This window comes from Curtobacterium sp. VKM Ac-2852 (assembly GCF_013205045.1).
In the GTDB taxonomy this organism is placed as follows: domain Bacteria; phylum Actinomycetota; class Actinomycetes; order Actinomycetales; family Microbacteriaceae; genus Curtobacterium; species Curtobacterium flaccumfaciens.
The window spans coordinates 470,547-490,269 of sequence record NZ_JABMLI010000003.1; the positions used below are offsets into that span (position 1 = coordinate 470,547).

General features: G+C 70.9%; 17 protein-coding genes. 9 read left to right on the forward strand and 8 right to left on the reverse strand.

The window, feature by feature from the left end:
* Positions 1-22: 22 nt before the first annotated feature.
* Both HQQ79_RS13395 and HQQ79_RS13400 read right to left on the reverse strand, forming a co-directional pair.
* The gene (locus HQQ79_RS13395; protein WP_173034875.1) at positions 23-1,129 is read right to left on the reverse strand and encodes an SGNH/GDSL hydrolase family protein; all 1,107 of its coding nucleotides are present in this window, start codon (positions 1,127-1,129) and stop codon (positions 23-25) included.
* Positions 1,130-1,271: 142 nt separating this feature from the next.
* Positions 1,272-1,904 (reverse strand): TetR/AcrR family transcriptional regulator, encoded by a 633-nt coding sequence (locus HQQ79_RS13400; RefSeq protein ID WP_173034877.1) that lies wholly within the window; start codon positions 1,902-1,904, stop codon positions 1,272-1,274.
* Between the two features lie 104 nt (positions 1,905-2,008).
* On the opposite strand from HQQ79_RS13400, the gene HQQ79_RS13405 reads away from it, so the two are divergent.
* Positions 2,009-3,136 (forward strand): FAD-dependent monooxygenase, encoded by a 1,128-nt coding sequence (locus HQQ79_RS13405; protein WP_173034879.1) that lies wholly within the window; start codon positions 2,009-2,011, stop codon positions 3,134-3,136.
* Between the two features lie 277 nt (positions 3,137-3,413).
* Here HQQ79_RS13405 and HQQ79_RS18430 read toward each other — a convergent pair whose 3' ends face one another.
* Positions 3,414-3,860 carry a hypothetical protein gene (locus HQQ79_RS18430; RefSeq protein WP_216852513.1) on the reverse strand — a complete coding sequence of 149 codons (447 nt, stop codon included), beginning with the start codon at positions 3,858-3,860 and terminating at the stop codon, positions 3,414-3,416.
* 166 nt (positions 3,861-4,026) lie between these two features.
* Positions 4,027-4,434 carry a MerR family transcriptional regulator gene (locus HQQ79_RS13415; RefSeq protein ID WP_173034881.1) on the reverse strand — a complete coding sequence of 136 codons (408 nt, stop codon included), beginning with the start codon at positions 4,432-4,434 and terminating at the stop codon, positions 4,027-4,029.
* Between the two features lie 89 nt (positions 4,435-4,523).
* Between HQQ79_RS13415 and HQQ79_RS13420 the strand changes: the two genes are divergently transcribed.
* The gene (locus HQQ79_RS13420) at positions 4,524-5,507 is read left to right on the forward strand and encodes an aldo/keto reductase (RefSeq protein WP_173034883.1); all 984 of its coding nucleotides are present in this window, start codon (positions 4,524-4,526) and stop codon (positions 5,505-5,507) included.
* 459 nt (positions 5,508-5,966) lie between these two features.
* On the opposite strand, the gene HQQ79_RS13425 is transcribed toward HQQ79_RS13420, so the two are convergent.
* The 3 genes from HQQ79_RS13425 to HQQ79_RS13435 are packed head-to-tail and all read right to left on the reverse strand — an operon-like array spanning position 5,967 to position 10,374.
* Positions 5,967-6,500 (reverse strand): hypothetical protein, encoded by a 534-nt coding sequence (locus tag HQQ79_RS13425; RefSeq protein ID WP_173034885.1) that lies wholly within the window; start codon positions 6,498-6,500, stop codon positions 5,967-5,969.
* A gap of 38 nt (positions 6,501-6,538) precedes the next feature.
* Positions 6,539-9,046, reverse strand: coding sequence for a DUF2156 domain-containing protein (locus HQQ79_RS18970; protein ID WP_173034887.1), 2,508 nt, complete (start codon positions 9,044-9,046; stop codon positions 6,539-6,541).
* A complete protein-coding gene (locus HQQ79_RS13435; protein ID WP_173034889.1) occupies positions 9,043-10,374 on the reverse strand; it encodes an esterase family protein in 1,332 nt (443 codons plus the stop codon). The genes HQQ79_RS18970 and HQQ79_RS13435 overlap by 4 nt, the downstream gene beginning before the upstream one ends.
* Before the next feature lie 183 nt (positions 10,375-10,557).
* On the opposite strand from HQQ79_RS13435, the gene HQQ79_RS13440 reads away from it, so the two are divergent.
* Positions 10,558-11,250 carry a CoA pyrophosphatase gene (locus HQQ79_RS13440; protein WP_071247793.1) on the forward strand — a complete coding sequence of 231 codons (693 nt, stop codon included), beginning with the start codon at positions 10,558-10,560 and terminating at the stop codon, positions 11,248-11,250.
* Here HQQ79_RS13440 and HQQ79_RS13445 read toward each other — a convergent pair.
* Entirely contained in the window at positions 11,162-12,391 is a 1,230-nt protein-coding gene (locus HQQ79_RS13445) for an ROK family protein (RefSeq protein ID WP_173034891.1), read from the reverse strand. The two genes, HQQ79_RS13440 and HQQ79_RS13445, sit on opposite strands and share 89 nt — an antisense overlap.
* Before the next feature lie 132 nt (positions 12,392-12,523).
* Between HQQ79_RS13445 and HQQ79_RS13450 the strand changes: the two genes are divergently transcribed.
* From HQQ79_RS13450 to HQQ79_RS13475, 6 genes are all read left to right on the forward strand, one after another.
* The gene (locus HQQ79_RS13450) at positions 12,524-13,822 is read left to right on the forward strand and encodes an extracellular solute-binding protein (RefSeq protein WP_173034893.1); all 1,299 of its coding nucleotides are present in this window, start codon (positions 12,524-12,526) and stop codon (positions 13,820-13,822) included.
* A 12-nt stretch (positions 13,823-13,834) separates the two neighbouring features.
* The gene (locus tag HQQ79_RS13455; RefSeq protein WP_111057796.1) at positions 13,835-14,791 is read left to right on the forward strand and encodes a carbohydrate ABC transporter permease; all 957 of its coding nucleotides are present in this window, start codon (positions 13,835-13,837) and stop codon (positions 14,789-14,791) included.
* Positions 14,791-15,705, forward strand: a complete 915-nt coding sequence (locus HQQ79_RS13460; RefSeq protein ID WP_027466185.1) for a carbohydrate ABC transporter permease — start codon at positions 14,791-14,793, stop codon at positions 15,703-15,705. The genes HQQ79_RS13455 and HQQ79_RS13460 overlap by 1 nt, the downstream gene beginning before the upstream one ends.
* Positions 15,706-15,749: 44 nt before the next feature.
* The gene (locus HQQ79_RS13465) at positions 15,750-17,408 is read left to right on the forward strand and encodes a glycoside hydrolase family 13 protein (protein ID WP_173034895.1); all 1,659 of its coding nucleotides are present in this window, start codon (positions 15,750-15,752) and stop codon (positions 17,406-17,408) included.
* A gap of 145 nt (positions 17,409-17,553) precedes the next feature.
* On the forward strand, positions 17,554-18,489 hold the full coding sequence (locus tag HQQ79_RS13470; protein WP_173034897.1) for an ABC transporter ATP-binding protein: 936 nt from the start codon (positions 17,554-17,556) through the stop codon (positions 18,487-18,489).
* Positions 18,486-19,706 carry an ABC transporter permease gene (locus HQQ79_RS13475; RefSeq protein ID WP_173034899.1) on the forward strand — a complete coding sequence of 407 codons (1,221 nt, stop codon included), beginning with the start codon at positions 18,486-18,488 and terminating at the stop codon, positions 19,704-19,706. Before HQQ79_RS13470 ends, HQQ79_RS13475 begins: the two co-directional genes overlap by 4 nt.
* Positions 19,707-19,723 lie beyond the last annotated feature (17 nt).

The window sequence follows — 19,723 nt, forward strand, 5'->3', positions numbered from 1 at the left end:
GCGACCCGCAGGCGCTGGTGCGTCAGCGCGATCGGACGATCGCGGCCTTGGTCTGGTCCCGCAGGTACGCGACACCGGCCGCGTTCGGGTGGAGTGCGCCGAAGAGGATGCTGTACTTCGTCCCGGCCAGCGGCGTGCTGTTCGCGGCGGTGCCGCGATCGGTCAGGGTGAGTCCTGCCATCCAGGCGGAACCCGACGCAGCACAGGGCGTGTGCGCGGCAGAGCCCTGGAGCGTCGAGACGTAGGTGAAGCCACGAGCCTGCGCCGCAGCCTTCACCGCTGCGTCGAGCGCGTTCTGGGTGCGGTGGAAGTAGGCGGTGTCGGTCGCGGTGAAGGGGAACGCGTTCTGCGGGAACGGCGGCTCGAGTCCGGAGTCACCGAGGAGGCTCGAGAAGCACCCCTTCGGGGACTGCGCCGAGCCCGGCGCGATCATCGGGTAGCCGACGACGAACACCTTCGCCCGCGGCGCACGCTGCGCGATCACACGGAACGTCTGCGCGAGCCGTGGCGCGACCGTGTTGTGGATGCGCGCTGCGAGACGGTCCCGCTCGACGCCGTGCACGACCGGTGCGTAGTAGTCCTTGCAGTGGTCGTAGGTCTTGCCGTGGATCTCCGAGAACACCGGGCCGTCCTTGTCCAGCGCGACGCAGTTCGAGATGACTCCGGTGAATCCCAGGTCGTTCCCGCCGATCGACACCGTGACGACGTCCGTGTCCTTGGACAGCGCGTCGGCCTGGACGGGCGCGGTGGCGGTGCCGACACCGGTCGCCTGCGGAACCCGGGAGATGTTGCCGGTGGTGGCACCGGCGCAGGCACGGTCGTCGAGCCGGAGCCCCAGCGATGCTGCGACCTGGTGCGGGTAGTCGGTGGTGGACTGGAAGCAGCCGGCCGCCGGACCCGAGCCGTAGGGGGCGACGCCGAAGCCGCCCGCGTACGAGTCACCGAGGGCCACGTAGCTGTCACCGCGGGACGGCGAGGACACGGCGGCCACGGACTGGGCGGGCGCCGCACCGTCGGCGTTGGCCGCGGAGACGGGCCCGGCTGCCCCGACAGCGAGCGCTGCCGCCGTCAGGACGCCACTGGTGATCAGCAGCGCGTTGGTCCGGCGGAGGCGAGGAGCGTGACGCATGGAGCAGGTTCCTTCCAGAGGTCCATTCGACAGACGATCGTCTGACAAGTAGACGGTAGGTCGGCGGGACGCCCCGCGCCATGAGAGGGCCACAAGGTGCATGGGATGCATTCCGCGCACCCGCCCTGTCCCTCGACGTGGATCAGGTCGGCGCGCACCAGGTGGACAGGTGGTCCAGCGCCGCTCCGGCCGTGTTCACCAAGCGCTTGCGGGTCGATTCCCGGTCGGCATCCGCGAGGACCGCGTCGCCGATGGCCTCGGTGACCTGCTGCACGACGGCCACGAGGGCGGCAGCCTGAGCACGCCGGGTCATCGAGTCGAAACCCGTGTCCGCCAGTTCCTCTGCCACCGCGGACGTGACCTCGTCGTAGAACTCCAGCGCCCGTCGACGGAGCACCGCGCTGAGCCGGCACTGCGCAGGGAACTCCCCCCGCGCCAAAGCCGGATCCTCTGCGACGTACCGATCGACGTCCTCGAGGACGATGGTGCGCATCGCTTCCGCCGGCGACTGGTGCGCACCTCGGTCAGCAACCGCAGCTCGGATCTTCTCGAGCACCTCGTCGGCTCGGTCGAACACCAGATCGGGTTTGGTCGGGAAGTAGTTGTAGACGGTCTGATCCGAGACGCCTGCGGCTCGGGCCACGTCTGAGATCGACACCTCGTCGTACCCGTGCTCAGCGAACAGCCGTGCAGCAACGTCCCCCAGGCGCTCGCGGGTCTCCCGTTTCTTGCGCTCTCGCAGCCCCGACGGAACGCCCGTACTCGACTCCACCATCCCCCGAGTCTGGCACGAAACGTTGAGTGACCCAAAGTTCTGGTACGTTTGCCGAACTTAGAGTCACTACAAGTTCGGCGGATGCCGAGGAACGAGGACGATCGATGACCACGCAGACACAGGAACAGGTACTCATCGCAGGAGCGAGTTTCGCCGGGCTCGCGACCGCGCTGTGGATGCGTCGGCTCGGGTACGACGTCTCGATCGTCGAGGTCGCTCCCGGGTTGAAGCGAGGCGGCACCCCGGTCGACATCCGCGACGACACCATCGCGATCGTCGACCGGATGGGCCTGCTCGAGCAGATCTCGGCGAAGGCGCTCGCGCCGCGGGTGACGGAGTTCACAACGCCGGAGGGAGACAGCATCGCGCGGATGGATCCCGTGCCACCCTCGGCCGGATCGACGGGCGACGGCTACGAGATCCACCGCGACGACCTGCTCGACATCCTCGCCGCCGCGACCGAGGGCGAAGTGGAGATGCTGTGGAACAACTCGGTCACGTCCCTGCACGAGACCGACGAGGAGCGGGTGCACGTCACCTTCCGCGACGGAACCGAACGGGACTTCTCCATGGTGTTCGGCTGCGACGGCAACCACTCCACAGTGCGTCGACTGCACTTCGGGCAGGAAGCGCTGTACAGCCACTTCCTGCAGACGTACTTCTCCGTCGCCACCCTCGACGACCTCGTCATCGAACCGCAGACGACCCGGATCACCAACGCACCGGGCGTCACGATGCTGGTCAACTCGTACGACACCACCACCGACCTCGTCCTCGGATTCCGCTCCGAGCAGGAGATCCCCTTCGACCACCGCGACGAAGCGGCACAGAAGCGCATCCTCCGCGACCACATGCTCCGGGCCGGCTCGCCGTTCTCAGACCACGTCGACGAGGCGATCGGCGTCGAGACCTTCTACTTCGACAAGCTCAGCCAGATCAAGATGCCGGCGTGGACGTCCGGCCGCGTCGCACTCGTCGGCGACGCGGGCTACTGCCCCTCCCCGGCCGCCGGGATGGGCGGCTCGCTCGCCATCATCGGCGCCACCGCACTCCACGACGCCCTCCGGGACGCGGACGGCGACGTCGAGCAGGCATTCGCCGGCTACGAGCGCGCGCTCAGGCCGGTCGTCGACGCGGTACAGCACGACGCCGAGCACATCGGAGTCAGCAGCTACTTCCCCGCGACCGCAGACCAGATCGATGCGCGCAACAGGATGCTGCTCGACCGCTGACCACCGCCCGAGCCGCCGCCTCGGCTGCGGAGGTGACCAGGCGGCGGACGAACACCCGACGAGCGATCGTCGTGACCGTTCTGATCGTCGGTGCCGCGGCCGTCCTGTTCACCGGTCTGCGCGCCGCGCGAGACTGCCCGGGACGCTGTGGGATCCCCGTGTCGTCAACCTGACGTCGGAGGTCCAGGGAGAGCTCCTCATGGTCCGAGCGGACTACTGGTCGCGCGAAGCCCCGCCCTGACCCGTGAGTTGCCCTCCGCGCCGTTACCGACCGTGCTCAGTGGCTGTCGGTCATCCCGCTGCTGACGTACGAGGACCCCACCGTGTCGTCGGTGAGCGTGCAGTTGTACATGGCGTACGGGTCGGTGTGCCCGTCGTCGAAGGTGAAGGGGTAGACGAGCTGGTAGGTCCCGTCGCTGCCCGTGTACCCCGACGGGTCGTCCGTGAACGTCAGGGTGACTCCGGCGTCCGCGGCGCCCTTGCTGCACTCGTCGTAGACGTGCTGCGCGAGCGCCGACGCTGCGGCCCCCTGCGAGGGGGACGACGACGGAGTCACGGCGTCCGTCGCGGTCGCAGACGGGGACGGGGCCGGGGTCCCGTCCCCGGTCGTCGCCGAGGTGGCGGACGGTGACGGAGTCGGTGCGCTTGCTGCGCAACCGGTGAGGGCGGCGACCAGGACGCAGGCAGCAACCGCGGTGACGCTGAGGCGGGTTCGGGTCTTCATCGGCGGTCTCCTCCTCGATCGGAGCGCGGGTTGCTCACTGAGAGATGTCGTGTGACGGCCGATCCTGACATGGTCACAAGGCCCGTGAGCAGCTTCGATCGGTGTCGTGGTTCTCGCGCCGCGCCGTTGTCGCGTCCTGTAGCTGATTGCCGACCGGCCAGAAAGATCATGCCGCCGATGGGGCGCCGGTCGCGGCGATGGTCCCCCGGTACGCCTCGATCTTCCGTTCCAGTGCAGTGAGGTGCCGCTGCACCTCCGCCTGCCGAGCGAGGACGGTCGCATGGTGCTGCTCGAGGAGCGCGAGTCGAGCGACATCGTCGGCACCATCTCTGTACGCGGCCGCGTAGTCACGCATCTCCTGCACGTTCATCCCGGTCCCGCGGAGCATCACCGTCCCGGCGAGCCAGCTCAGTGCCGCCGTGTCGTACCGCCGCCATCCATCCGGACCGCGATCAGGAGACGGTGCGATCCCTTCCTTCTCGTAGTAGCGGATCGTGTCGACCGTGATGCCGAGCAGCTCCGCCGCAGCGCTGATCGTGACCGGTCCGTCGACGTGGACCTCGGGAAGCAGCATGAGCCGAGTCTCCCACTTGACATGGTGTGCACACCAGGGTGAAGGGTCGTCATCGTCCGGGTGATCCCGGCGACGAACGGAGAACACGCATGCAGCAGATCCCTCTCGGCTCCCAGGGGCTCGTCACGTCCGCACTCGGACTCGGATGCATGGGCATGAGCGCCTTCTACGGCGGCGCCACTGAGACCGGCTCCGCCGAGACCATCCGACGCGCCCTCGACCTCGGGATCACCCTGTTCGACACCGCGGAGGCGTACGGACCGTTCGAGAACGAGAAGCTCCTCGGCCATGTCCTCGGTTCGGATCGGGACCGCGTCGTCGTCGCTTCGAAGTTCGCCACCGACTTCACCGACGACGGCCAGCCCATCGGACTCGACGGGTCCCCGGAGCATGCACGCCGCGCGATCGACCGGTCCCTGAGCCACCTCGGCACTGACCACATCGACCTCTGGTACCTCCACCGGGCAGACCCGAACGTGCCGATCGAAGACACGATCGGCGCGATGGCCGAAGCCGTCAACGCCGGCAAAGCCCGCTACATCGGGGTCTCCGAGACCTCGGCCGAGACCCTGCGACGTGCGCACGCGACGTTCCCGATCACGGCGATCCAGTCCGAGTACAGCCTCTTCGAGCGCGACGCCGAACACAACGGCGTCCTCGACACCGCGTCGGAGCTCGGCATCGGGTTCGTGCCCTTCTCGCCGCTCGGCCGCGGGTTCCTCTCCGGCACCGTCACCCGCGAGGACGACCTCCCCGATGGTGACGCACGGCGAACCCTCCCCCGGTTCTCCGACGAGGCCATCGACGCGAACTTGCACGTCGTCGAGGCGCTGAAGGTCATCGCCGACGAGAAGGGCGTCACGACCGCGCAACTCGCGCTCGCGTGGCTGATGCAGGCCGGCACCGTCCCGATCCCCGGCACCACGAAGGCCTCCCGTGTCGAGGAGAACGTCGCCGCTGCCGACGTCGTCCTCACCACGAACGATCTCGCCCGGATCGAAGCTGCATCCCCGCACGGCGTCGCCGTCGGTACCCGCAACACCGAAGCGGGAATGGCTCGCGACCGCGGCTGAGCCGAACGGAACGCCCCCAACACCAGCAGGTACCAACCGATCGCCCACCGGGACGGGTACTCGGCGCCCTCGAGGTCCGACTCGTCGACCAGCGGATCGGGTTGTTCGAGTGCGGCGAAGTGGCCGCCCCGGTCCGCGACCGCGTAGTGGATGGAGCGGGGTACTTGTCCGGGATCCAGCTCCGCGGCAGCAAGGGGATGTCCGCGGGGAAGACGGTGAGGGCGGCTGCCGTTCAGCATCCTCGGGCGGTCCTTCAGCCGGTACCGGCGCACCGCGCCAGCGGGGTGACGGCCAAGCCGGGAGGCACGGTGCCAGCTGACACCGGGCCTCCCGTCCGCCCTGTGGTCGCGTCGACGACGCGTCAGCCTTCCCAAGGCCAGTACTTCTGGCAGGTCTCGGGGCCGCCCTTCGTCGAGCCGCAGACCTCGACCGGGCTGCCAGATGCTTGACGACCGAGGTTCAGCCGTCGCTGCGCTCCCGACGACGCACCCGCAGGGTGCCGATCCCCTGCACGATGCAGACGACGCCGCTCGCGACGACGATGACCCCGGTCACGATCCGGCCGATGGAGACCCCACCGAACAGCAGCGGGGCGACCGCGACAGCGATGAAGATCGCGCCCATCACGATGACGACGACCGGGTTCTGAGCGATGAAGAACCGGCGCCCACCGTTCGCTTCGGCGATCGCGCGGTCCCGAGCACGAGGGACGGCGTCGGGCGACCGACCTGCACGGCGGTCTGCACGCCGTCGCCGGCTGCGCAGGACCAACCAGACCGCGGCGCCGATGACGACGGCCGCTCCGATCGCGAGCCATTCGACGATGTGGAAGGACCCGAAGACGAGCACCAGGACGAACCCGACCGCGATGCCCACGAACATGTCCGTGGTCATCCGGTCGGTCCGGCCGTCGGCACTCGTGACGTAACCGGGGCGGCGTTCGTACGGATCGTGCTCGTCCACGGCCGGTCCGTCGGCCCGTTCGGTTCCCATGCTCCGAACGTACCGACGGCGCTCCTGGCCCGTCCGGGTCAGCCGACCCGTTCCACCGGGGGCTCGGCCCGGACTCCGCGTGCCGGACGCCGCTCCCGCACGATCGCCACCGCCTGGCGCAGCGACAACCCCGGCAGGTAGGTACGGACGATCGCGACGCCGATGGTGGCCAGCGCCACCGGGTCCGGGTACGCCATCACCAGGGGGTGCAGGTCGGGCCCGAACTTCGCCTTGAAGCGCAGCAGGGAACGGAACCCGTAGACGGGCTCGAGCGCACCGCCGACGACGTCGAGGACCGATTCGACGCCGCTCCGGCCGGCGCCCTGTGGATCCGCCGAGGACGCGAGCGGGGCCGCGGACAGGCTGAGCCGCTCGGCACCGTCGGCGCGCATCCGGTCGACCGCACTCGCGACCAGGAACTCCATCACACCGTTCGGGGCGTCGGGCGCGCGGCGCATCACGTCGAGCGTCCACCCGACCACCTGCCCGGCACGGTACGCGGGGAGCCAGCTGGTGACGGCGAGGACGGTGCCGTCCTCGCTCAGGGCGACGAGCGTCCGGACGGCGGGGTCGCGCATCTCGTCGATGCCACCGAGGGTGAACCCCATCTCCGGCAGTTCGCGCTCGGCGACCCACTCCTCCGAGATCGCCTCGATCTGGCGGGTGACCGATCCGGGCAGCGAGGCCCAGTCCGACCAGAGCGCGGTGGTGCCGGACCGTGCAGCCTTGTTGACGGCCGTGCGGACGTCCTGCTTGCGCTTGCCCGTCGTGGTCCAGGTGCGCGGGTCGAGGTCGGCGTCCTCGGCCACGGGGAGCGTCGTCCAACCGAGTCGTGCGAGTGCAGCACCGAGGGTGGCGTCGATGCCGTAGAAGACGGGCGTCCAGCCGTGGTCGTCCGCGGCCCGTGCGAAGCCCTCGAGTGCCGCGAGCCGCGCGTCTTCGTGTCCGAAGGGGCCGCCGGTCGTCACGGCCACGCTCCCGGTGCGGTGGTAGGCGACCCCGGCTCGGCCGTCCTCGGTGAACCAGTACTCGTTGCCGGGCCACGTCGTCATCCACCCGAAGGTGTCGCCGCCGCCGGCGACCAGGAGCGCCCGAGCAGCCGCCCGCGCGGCGTCCTGCCCGTCGAGGTCACTGTCCGAGCGTCCGGCACCGGTCGGCCGGACCGCGGCGATCGCCACCGCGAGCCACAGGAGCGGGCCCGAGATGCCGACGACGAACCGCAGCGCCGGCTCGGCTTGTGCGAGGTGCGTGGGCAGGGTCACGGGGGCGATCGGACCGAGCACGGCGAGCGCCAGGTGGACGGGGTCGCGCACACTGTCGCCCGAAGCCACGGCGACGCCGACGACGACGAACGCGAGCACCACGGCCGATCCCGCGACCGTCACGGCGAACCCCAGCAGCCGTCGCCGGTCGGTCCGGACCGGGAAGTCCGCGCGGCGCAGGACGAGCACCACGGCGGTGGCGATCGGCACCAGCACCGACGCGACGAGCGAGAGCGAGACCTCGAGGTGGTCAGACGCCAGACGCTGCACGACGGCGTGGTGCCGCTCGGGCAGCACCCCGTACGAGACGGCGGTCGCGACCCCGGTGACCAGGTCGACGGTCACGACGAGCCACAGTGCGAACCGACTGCCACGCCGGAGGCCCACCGCACCGACCGCCAGGACCACGAGCGGCATCACGGCCAGCAGCGACTGGAACAGGCCGTGCGGGTGCACCGCGGCGAGCGCCCGGACGCAGCTGGCGGTCACCCCGGTCACCGAGCAGTGCGGCATCCGTCCGGTCGGCCCGGTGTCGAGCACCACGGCGAGCGGGGCGAGCAGCCCGAGTTGGGCACCGGTGACGAGCGCGAGGACGGGGCCGACCGCCGACACCGTCACCGCGGCCACCAGGAGCACGCGGGCCTCGCGTGAGGAGCTCCTGGTCCAGCCGCTCCGCACCGGTGACCGTCGCAGCACGCGGCCGAGCACCAGGCCGACGAGCAGGGCGAGCGCCGCGTGCAGGTCGGACGCGTGTCCGGCGTAGAGCAGCAGCGCGGCGACGACGGCGATCGACACGACCCGGATCCGGCGTCGCCACAGGGCGCCGGCGAACGCGCTCGCGGTGACGATGGTCCCGACGATCCAGGTCCAGGGGCCGACGTGTCCCAGGTGCACGAGGAAGCCGGGGTTGGCCGGGGCTCCGTCGAACAGCTGGAGCACGGCACCGAGGCCGGTCCCCACGACGGTCGTGACGACCATCGCGAGCAGGGTGCGCCGCCAGCCGAGCAGCCGTTCGGACGCGCCGGTGCACACCACGACGGCGACGAAGGTGACGAGGAACCCGACGACGCTGGACGTCACCGCGACCACGCCGAGTGGACCCATCGTCCCGCCCAGGGTGTCGGGCGTCCGCCCGTCGAGCGCGCCGACGTAGCGGAGCACCACGGCGGCGATGCCGGCGACGACGGTCAGGGCCGAGACGACGCTCGTCAACGGGTACCGACGGGCCACCGGCACGAGTCGCCCCGGGGTCGCCCACGCGAGGGCCGCGGCCACCGCGCTCACCGGAGGCCCATGTGCGCGATCACGCCGGGCATCCCGACGCGCAGGGCGTAGCGCACGGTGTTCCAGTCGTGGGCGGAGCCCTCGGACACGAACAGTCGGGTCTGCATCCCCGCGGCGTCCGCAGCTGCGCGCAGCGCCTTGGTCGAGGCGACGTAGGGCGTGTCATCGCTGCCGTAGGCGAAGACGGTCAGGTGCCCCGGGTACGGCCCGTGCGCCCGCATGATCGCCCGCGGTGCCGCTGCGGCGTACCGGGTGGCGGAGCCGCCGAACCCGACCTGGATGCTGTGCTGGACGGAGCCGTTCAGGGGTGCGAGCTCGCTCGAGATCGCGAAGGTCGTGCCGAACACGCCGGGGTGCGCGGAGGAGAACTGCATGGCGCACGTCGCGCCCTGCGAGAACCCGACGATGCCCCAGGCGGAGGGCGCTGCCCCGACGCGCAGGTGCTGCCGGATCCAGTTCGTGGTGTCGGTCATGATGTACGTCGCGGAACGGCCGAGGGGCGAGTCGACGCACATCGGGTTCCGGCCCGGTGCCCCGAGTTGGTCCGGCGCGACGACGATCGGGGCCAGTCCGTGGTGGGCCTCGGCGAACGCGTCCATCACCGCCCCGAGCTGACCGGCCTGGAACATGTCGCTCGGCTGGCCGGGTTGTCCGGCCAGGCTGATCAGGACCGGCAGGGTCGGCGGTCGCTCGGTCAGGGCAGCGGGCGGCAGGTACACGTCCGCCGGCCGCCCGTGGAAGTGGGAGACGGTCGACGGGATGGCGACGGAGAGCACCTTCCCTCGTCGCGGCATGTCGGCGGGTGCCCGCCAGGTGGCCGGGTCGACCACCGGACTGGAGGCGCGCCCCACCCCCGTCTCGTGTCCCAGCGGACCGGACGGGTACGGATCGGTCGTGACGGCCTGCTCGATCGTGCGGTAGGCCCCGAAGTCGACGTTGACGCCGAGGACGGCGGCCAGGGCCACCGCCACCGCCGCGAGCACGCCGAGCACGCGGCGGAGCCAGCCGCCCTGTACGACGGTCACGACGAGCAGGCCGACGGCGCCGAAGGCCAGGGCCACCCACATCCGGGTGATCGGGGTGAACGACACCCCGTACAGGTCCTGGACGTCCCCGAACCACCACACCGCGACCAGGCCGATCACGGCACCGACCGCCACGCCGCCGAGCCGCCAGACCAGCCCGCGGACCGGATGCCGGGAGCGGCGACCGAACGCCGGCAGCAGCGCGGCGACGGCGAGGAGCCCCGCGGCGACGTCCACCGGGACGAGCACGGACGGTGCGACGACGGCGACGTGGAACAGGGGTCGGAGCAGATCGTGGAACATGGGGCCTCCCGGCGGACGGTGCAATCGTGGCGTCGGTCCGCTGCGAACGGGGCACCGAGGCGCTTCCGGTTCGCACAGTTCCCACCTGTGCGGCTCCCAGGCAGCGCTCGAGCAACCCCCAGCGAACCGTCCGGAGCGACGGGCCCGCCGGACCTCTCGGTGGCGCACACCTAGGGTGAACGGGTGACGCACGACGGATCGGTACGGGCTGCACTCGCGGCGGTCGCAGCGGACGGCTGGGGTGACGGCGGGCCGCTCGTCGAACCCGGCAGCACGGCCTCGCCACGTCGGGCCGCGGTCCTGATGCTCTTCGGCGCGCTCGACCACACGCCGAGCGACCGACCGGCAGCAGCACCCGGGGTCCCGCGCGACCTCGACGTCCTGCTCCTCGCCCGGGCCACGACCCTGCGCGCGCACGCCGGCGAGGTCGCGTTCCCCGGCGGACGCATCGACCCCGGTGACGCGGACGCCGTCGCCGCCGCACTCCGCGAGGCACAGGAGGAGACGGGGCTCGACCCCGCCGGCGTCGAGGTGCTCGGCACACTGCCGGCCGTGCCCCTGGCGTTCTCGAACCACCTGGTCCGGCCCGTCATCGGCTGGTGGCGCGACCCCTCACCGATCCGCGTCGTCGACGAGCACGAGTCGGCGGCGGTGTTCCGGGTCCCCGTGGCCGACCTGCTCGACCCGGCGAACCGCGGCGTGACCGTGATCCGCCGCAGTGGTCAGGAGTGGCGCGGACCAGCGTTCACGATCGAGGCCGACGGAGACGAGCACCTGGTGTGGGGCTTCACCGCGATGCTGCTGGATGCGCTGTTCGACCGACTCGGCTGGACGGAACCGTGGGACCGGAGCCTCGAGGTGCCGCTGCCCGACTGAGCACCCGGAACGACAGCGGGTCGGCCCGCACCGCGTCGACCGCGTGGGCCACGGCCCCGATGACGACGACGTCGGCCCCGAGCGACGACGCGACGAGTTCCGGCACCGGGTCGAAGTGCCCCTTCGCGAGCAGGTCGCGCGCACGGTCGATGACCGCGACCGCCGGCTGGGCGATCGCGCCGGCGACCACGACGCGGTCGATGTCGAGCAGGCTCGCGAGCAGGATGCAGACCCGGGCCAGGCGGTCGCCCAGGCGGTCGACGATGGTGCGCGCGACCGGATCACCGCTCCGCGCGGCCGCGAACACCAGGGCGGCGTCGCCGGCGAGTGCGGCGTCCGCGGGGATCTGCCCGGCGGCGACGGCGTCGGCCACGAAGGTGCGGGCGACCGCGCCGATGCCGTCGGAGGAGCCGACACCCTCGACGAGTTCGAGCACCCGCATCTCCCCGGCACCGCCGTGGGCACCGCGCAGCAGGACCCCGTCGACGACGAGGCCCGCGCCGAAGCGTTCGCCGGACAGCAGCGCCGCGAACGAGGCGTCACCCGAGGACGGCCGCTCGGCGAGCGCGGCGAGGTTCGCGTCGTTCTCGACGAGCACCCGCCCGTCCGGCACGGCGTCGGCGAACCCCGGGTTCATCCGGACCCAGAAGCCGCCGTCGTCGGGCGAGGCCCCGGCGGCGTCGACCGGCGCCGGGATGCCCACGACGGTGACCAGGACCCGGGTACGGTCGACGTCGGCCGCGGCGAGGGCGGCGGCCACGGTGTCGGCGAGGACCCCGAGTCGCACGGGCACGTCGAGGCCCGATGCACCCAGCGACCCCTCGGCACGACCGAGCACCGTGCCGCGCAGGTCGGCGACGAAGGCCGTGACCCGGTGCTGGCCGGCGTCCACACCGACGACGACCCCGGCGACCGTGTCGAGCTCGTAGCGACGGGCCGGGCGTCCCATCCGGTACTCCCCCGCGGCGCGGGCGTCGTCGAGCTCGCGGAGCCAGCCGAGCCGCACGAGCTCCTCGGCCGCCCCGAGCACGGTCGACCGGGTCAGGCCGGTGGCGTCGATCGCCTCGGTCGCGGTGAACGCCGACGAGTCGAAGGCGTACGCGAGCAGCGTCTCTGCGCTCGTTCCACGGGGTGGCGGCATGTCGTGACCCTATCGCGCGACGAGTTCCTTGCGGAATTAGATTTTCTCGCTACATTTAGTTCCGCGGGCAGCATCGGAGCCGCTCGCGGGACGGAACGGCAGGGACGCCGGGTCCGGACGGACGGAGACGACGTGCAAGCACACGCCACCGCCAGGAGCGCAGCATCGGTCAGCCGACGCGGGTTCCTGCTGGGAGCGGGCGGCATCGGAGCGGGCCTCGCGCTCGCCGGATGCGCCCCGATCGGGTCCTCGAGCGCCAAGCCGGAGACCATCACGTTCTACGTGTCGAAGCCCGAGGTCATCGGCTACTTCGACGACGTCATCGCGCAGTTCCACCAGAGCCAGTCGAAGGTCCGGGTCGTGCGCGACTCGACCTCGAGCATGTCCGCGAACTTCGTGCGGAACCGGCCGCCGGACCTCGGCTGCTGGAACTACAACTTCTCGGTCGTGCCGTTCGTCGAGCACGGCGCGCTGACCGACCTGTCCGACCTGCCGCAGGCCGACACCATCAACCCCGACCTGTGGCCACTCATGGAGCAGACCGCCGACTACCCCGGCCGGAAGAGCGCTCTGCCGTACTCGGTGACGGCGGCGTCGGTGATCTACAACAAGGCCCTCTTCGCGCAGCAGGGGCTCGAGGTCCCGACGACGTGGAGCGAGTTCGCCGACGTGTGCGAACGCCTGACCAAGGCCGGCATCGCGCCGATCTACGGCACGTTCAAGGACAACTGGACGATCGCCCAGGGCATGTTCGACTACTCGATCGGCGGCATGATCGACACCCCGGCGACCTTCGAGGCACTCCGCCGCGAGGGCACGAACGTCGGCAAGGGATCCGCCGTCTCGTTCGAGCGCGACCTGCGGAAGCCGATGGAGCGCATGGTGCAGCTCCGCGCCTGGCACCAGGACGGCGCCGCGAGCCGCGGGTACGGCGACGGCAACCTCGCCTTCGCCCAGGGCAAGGCGGGCATGTACCTGCAGGGACCGTGGGCCCTCGGCGAGATCGCCAAGACCACGAAGGACATGGACCTCGGCACGTTCCCGCTGCCCGTCACCGACGACCCGGCCGACCGCAAGGTCCGCGTGAACGTCGACCTGGCGCTCTGGATCCCGGAGGCGTCCCGCAAGCAGGAGGCCGCCCGCGAGTTCCTGTCGTTCCTGATGACCAAGCGGGTCAACGACAGGTACAACGCGGACAACAACGGTTTCGGGGTCCGCAAGGACGCTCCCCCGGCGTCGAACCCCGCCCTCCGCGGCATGCAGTCGTACTACGACGACGCAGCCTTCTACCTCGGCGCCTCGCAGCTCATCCCCGCCGAGATCCCGGTCGCGAACTACGCGCAGTCGATCGCCTTCGGCGGCGACCCGCAGCGCCAGCTCCGCACCCTCGACGCCGACTGGGCGCGTCTCGCGCTCCGCACGGCCGCGTAAGGAGACGTCCGAATGGCAACCACGACCACCGAATCCATCACGACGGCGGACCGCCGCCGCCGTGGCGGAGCCGCCACGGGCCTCCAGGCCGGACGACGGGACGGACGACGCAAGCCCCGCGTCGACCCGCTCTTCCTGGCGTTCCTGCTGCCCACCCTGGTGCTCTTCACGCTCGCCATCACGCTGCCGGCCGTGATGGGCATCGTGCTGAGCTTCACGAACTCCGTCGGCTTCGGCGAGTTCCGCTTCACCGGGCTCACCAACTACATCGCGGTGTTCTCCGACCCCGCGATCCTGCAGGCGTACCTGTTCACGCTCGGGTTCTCGCTCGTCACCGTGATCGTCGTGAACGCGATCGCGTTCCTGCTCGCCATCGCGCTGACGTCGAAGATCCGCGGCAAGATCGCGCTGCGTGCGGTGTTCGTGCTGCCGATGGTGATCTCGGGGATCGTCATCGCCTACGTGTTCTCGTTCCTGTTCGCGAACAGCCTGCCGGCCTTCGCCACCGCGATCGGCTTCGGGCCGCTCGAGCAGAGCATCCTGGCGAACCCCGACCTGGCGTGGCTGGCGATCGTGGTCGTCACCGCCTGGCAGGCGATCCCGTCGACGCTCCTCATCTACATCGCCGGCGTCCTCTCGATCCCCGGCGAGGTGTACGAGGCAGCCGCCCTCGACGGTGCCAGCGCCTGGCGGCAGCTCGTCTCGATCACCGCCCCGCTGACCGCGGGCTACATCCTGATCAACCTGGTCATCGGGTTCAAGAACTTCCTGAACTCGTACGACATCATCGTCGGCCTGACCGACGGCGGCCCCGGCACCTCGACCACCAGTGTCGCGATGTCGATCTTCAAGGGCTTCAACGGCGGCGACTACGCCTACCAGATGGCGAACGCCACGATCTTCTTCGTCATCGCGGTCGTCATCGCCGTGATCCAGCTGCGGGCGACCCGCGGGAAGGCAGCGCTCTGATGTCCCTGCAAGCACCCCTGCGACCGGGGACCACCGCGACCGGCAGCATCCGTTCCGTCGACGCCGACCGGTCCTCCGGCTCGGGCAAGGCCGGCCGCGGTCGTTCGAACTGGCCCGTCACCGTCGTCCTCGTGCTCTGCGCGCTGTCGGTGCTCGTACCGCTGTACGTCACGCTGACGATGGCGTTCAAGACCACCGGGCAGGCCGTCGACGGCAACGCGTTCTCGCTGCCGGCACCGTTCAGCGTCGACGGCTTCGTGCAGGCGTGGCAGCTGACCGACTTCCCGCGGGCCTTCGCGGTCTCGGTGTTCGTCGCCGCGATCACCGTCGTCGGCACGATCCTGCTCGCCTCGTTCACGGCCTACGCGATCGCCCGGAACTGGGACCGGCGACTGTTCCGCTGGTCGTTCTTCTACCTGCTCGCGGCGATGTTCCTGCCGTTCCCGGTGCTCGCTCTTTCGCAGGTGAAGCTCACCGGGCTCGCGCACCTGGACAACCCGCTCGGCGTCGCGATCCTGCACGTCATGTTCCAGCTGTCCTTCAGCGTGCTGCTCTTCACGGCCTTCCTGCGGTCGATCCCGGCGGAGCTGGAGGAGAGTGCACGCATCGACGGTGCGAGCACGGGGCAGGTGTTCTGGCGACTCGTGTTCCCGCTGCTGGCACCGATGAGCGCCACCGTCGGCATCTTCGCGTTCCTCGCGTCCTGGAACGACTTCGTGATGCCGTCGCTGATCACCTCCGACCCGGCGCTGCAGACCCTGCCGGTGCTGCAGCAGATGTTCCAGACGCAGTTCAGCAACAACTACAACGTGTCGTTCGCCTCGTACCTGATGGCGATGGCCCCGGCGATCATCGTCTACCTCGTCACCCAGCGGTGGGTGATGGCCGGCGTGACCCAGGGCGCCATCAAGTGACCGACACACACCCCTCGAACCCCTCGACCCACGAAAGGCCCGACGTGACCGACACCCTCGCCCAGCCCGCCACCACCTCGCACGACGAGACCTGGTGGCGCCAGGCCAGCGTCTACCAGATCTACCCCCGCTCGTTCGCCGACGCGAACGGCGACGGCATCGGCGACCTGCCCGGCATCACCGAGCGGGTGCCGTACCTGGCCTCGCTCGGCATCGAGGCCGTCTGGCTCAGCCCCTTCTACCCGTCCGCCCTGGCCGACGGCGGCTACGACGTCGACGACTACCGCGACGTCGACCCGCGCCTCGGCACCCTCGACGACTTCGACCGGATGGTCGAGGCACTGCACGCCGCCGGCATCCGGGTGATCGTCGACGTCGTCCCGAACCACACGAGCGACCGACACGAGTGGTTCCGCGAGGCCCTCGCAGCACCCAAGGGGTCCCCCGCCCGCGACCGCTACGTGTTCCGTGACGGCAGCGGGCCGTCCGGCGAGGACGCCCCCGCCGACTGGATCTCGATCTTCGGCGGGCCGGCCTGGACCGCCGTCGGCGACGGCCAGTGGTACCTGCACAGCTTCGCGAAGGAGCAGCCCGACCTGAACTGGGCGAACCGCGAGGTCCGCGACGACTTCCTGCACACCCTGCGCTTCTGGTCCGACCGCGGCGTCGACGGGTTCCGCATCGACGTGGCCCACGGCCTGGCGAAGGACCTGGGCGAGACCCTGCCCACCTGGGCCGAGCTCGCCGAGATGCCGAAGGACGGCACGCACCCGCTCTGGGACCGCGACGACGTGCACGAGATCTACGCCGAGTGGCGGACGGTCTTCAACGAGTACACGCCGGCGCGCACCGCGGTCGCCGAGGCCTGGGTCCCCGCCCACCGGCGTGCCCGCTACGCCAGCGCCGAGGGACTCGGTCAGGCGTTCAACTTCGACCTGCTCGAGGCCGACTTCGACGCCGGCCAGTTCCGCACGATCATCGAGTTCAACCTCGGGCTCGCCGAGCAGTCCGGCTCGTCGACCACGTGGGTGTTCTCGAACCACGACGTCGTCCGGCACGCCACCCGCTACGCCCTGCCGCCCCGCGCCGGTGGCACCGACAAGCAGGGCAGCGCGTGGCTGCTCGCCGGCGGCTCGCAGGACGCGCTCGACCGGTCGCTCGGCCTGCGCCGCGCACAGGCCGCCACGCTGCTCGAGCTCGCCCTACCCGGCTCGGCCTACCTGTACCAGGGCGAGGAGCTCGGCCTGCACGAGGTCGGTGACATCCCGGACGCCGACCGCCAGGACCCGGCGTTCTTCCGCAACCCGGGCGTCGACGTCGGTCGTGACGGCTGCCGCGTGCCGATCCCGTGGACGCGCACCGGCTCGTCGTTCGGCTTCGGTCCGGACGGTTCGCACCTGCCGCAGCCGGCGTGGTTCGCGGACTCCAGCGTCGAGGCCGAGGACGCCGACCCCGACTCCACCCTGAACCTGTACCGGAAGGCGCTCGGCCTGCGCGGCCAGTTGCAGTCCGAGGAACAGCTCGAGTGGATCGAGACCGGCCGCGACGACGTGCTCGCGTTCCGTCGGCCGAACGGCTGGACCAGCGTGACGGTCTTCGGCGACGAGCCCTTCGCGCTGCCGGCCGGCGAGCTGCTGCTCGCCTCGGCCCCCGTGGTCGACGGTGCCCTGTCGGGCGTGGGGACGGCCTGGTTGCGTTCCTGACGCGACGCTCGCGCCCTGGGCGCAACCGGATGACGGACTGGAGGCGCGGTGCCAGCTAGCACCGCGCCTCCAGTCCGTCGTGTCGTCGCCGTCCCGGGCCGCGACCGGCGTCCGCGCCGTCAGCCGGCCCAGGTAGGGTCGCCGCATGAGCGGGGCGAGCATCAGCGTGCAGGACTTCGTGATGCGGTTCGGCGACCGCAACGTGGTCGACGGACTGTCGTTCGACGTCGCCCCCGGTGAGACGTTCGGGCTGCTCGGCAGCAACGGCTCCGGCAAGACCACGACGATCCGGGCCCTGCTCGGCATCACCACCCCGACGGCGGGCACGCTGACGATCGACGGCCGCCCCTACCGGCCGGCCACCGGCGGCATCGGCTACCTGCCCGAGGAGCGCGGGCTGTACCGCAAGGAGTCCGTCATCGACGTGATGACCTACTTCGGGCGCCTGCGCGGGCTCCGTGGTGCCGAGGCGACCGCGTGGAGCATGGACTACCTGGCCCGGGTGGGGCTCGCCGACCGCGCGAAGCTGCGCGTCGACAAGCTGTCCGGCGGGCAGCAGCAGAAGGTGCAGCTCGGCATCACGATCATGGACCGACCGCGGCTGCTCATCCTCGACGAGCCGACCAAGGGACTCGACCCGGTGAACCGGCGGCTCCTGCTCGACCTGGTCGACGAACGGAAGGCCGACGGCGCGACCGCGGTCCTCGTGACGCACCACATGGACGAGGTCGAGCGGCTCTGCGACCGCATCCTGCTGCTCAAGGACGGGCGGGCCGCCGCGTACGGATCCGTGCCCGACGTGCAGGACGCCTTCGGTGGCGCCGTCGCCCGCGTGGGGCTCGACGGCCCCGTGCCGAAGTCGTCGCTGTACCGGCTCGCCCGTCACGAGGGGCACGTCGCCTACCTGGTCCCGACCCAGGCCGCCGCTCCGGACGGTGCGGACGTCCTGGCGGAACTGGTCGCGGCCGGGGTGCACGTCACCGCGTTCGAGATGCGCCGGATCCCGCTCGACGAGATCTTCGTGCAGGTCTACGGGCACGACGCCCTCGCCGCTGCGTCGTCGGACGGGGCAGCGGCATGAGCAACCTCGGCACGGTCGTCCGGTTCGAGTTCGTCCGCGCGGTGAAGAAGCCCGCGTTCTGGATCGGCACGCTCGCGCTGCCGGTCGTCATCGTGGTCGTGTCGCTGCTCGTCGGCATCGGGCAGGCCGCCGGCACGAACTCCGTGGTGTCCGGGTCGTCCGCCACGAAGACCCCGTTCCACTACGTCGACGAGTCCGGCCTGGTGTCGGAGTCCGTGGCGGCGAAATGGGGTGGGACGCCATCCACCGATGCCGCCGCCGACCGTGCCGCCGTCCGGTCCGGTGACCTCGACGCCTTCATCGCGTTCCCGTCGTCGCCGTCCACGACGGCCATCCGGGTCGACGCCACCGACCGAGGGCTCTTCGCCAACGGCGTGTACTCGTCGCTGGCCGAGCGGGTGCTCGAGCAGAGCGTCGCCGCGTCGGTCGACGACCCCGAGACCGTGCAGCTGCTCCGCAGTCCACCCGCCACCGACGTCACCACCTACGCCGACGGCCGGGTCGCGCCGGGCTGGTTGTCCGTCGTGCCGCCGTTCCTGTTCGTCGCCGCGTTCTTCGGGCTCGTCATCCTGCTCGCAGCCCGGATGGTCACCGTCGTGGTCGAGGAGAAGGAGAACCGGATCTCCGAGATGATCCTGACCACGGTGACCGCGGGCGACCTGATCCGCGGCAAGGTCATCGCGATGCTGCTCGTCGGCTTCGTGCAGGTCAGCGTGTTCGTCGTGCCCGGCCTGGTCGGGCTGCTCGTCGCCCTGCCCTTGGTGTCCTCGCAGCTCGGCGGGCTGACGGTCGACCCGTGGCGGATGGTCACCGGTGCGCTGCTGCTCGTCGGCGGGGTGCTGCTGGCGTCCGGGCTGTTCGTCGCCGTGGGGGCTGCGGTGCCGTCGATCAAGGACGCCTCGGCCCTGCAGTCGGCGGCGATCTTCGCGCTGATCATCCCCCTGTACGCGGCGTTCTTCGTGATGACGACGCCGACGTCGCCGGTGGCGCAGTTCTTCACGTACTTCCCGACCTTCACGCCGATCACCGCGATGGTGCGGAACGCCGTCGGGGCCCTGACCGTGACGGAGTCGGTCGTCTGCATCGTCGAGGTGTTCGTCGTCGCCGGGCTGCTGCTGTGGTTCGCGGAGTACCTGTTCCGGCACTCGGTCGCGCAGTACGGGTCGAAGGTGACGGTCCGGCAAATGCTGTCGTGGCGGCGGGGGCGGCGGGGCTGATCCCGTCGGTCGGTGCC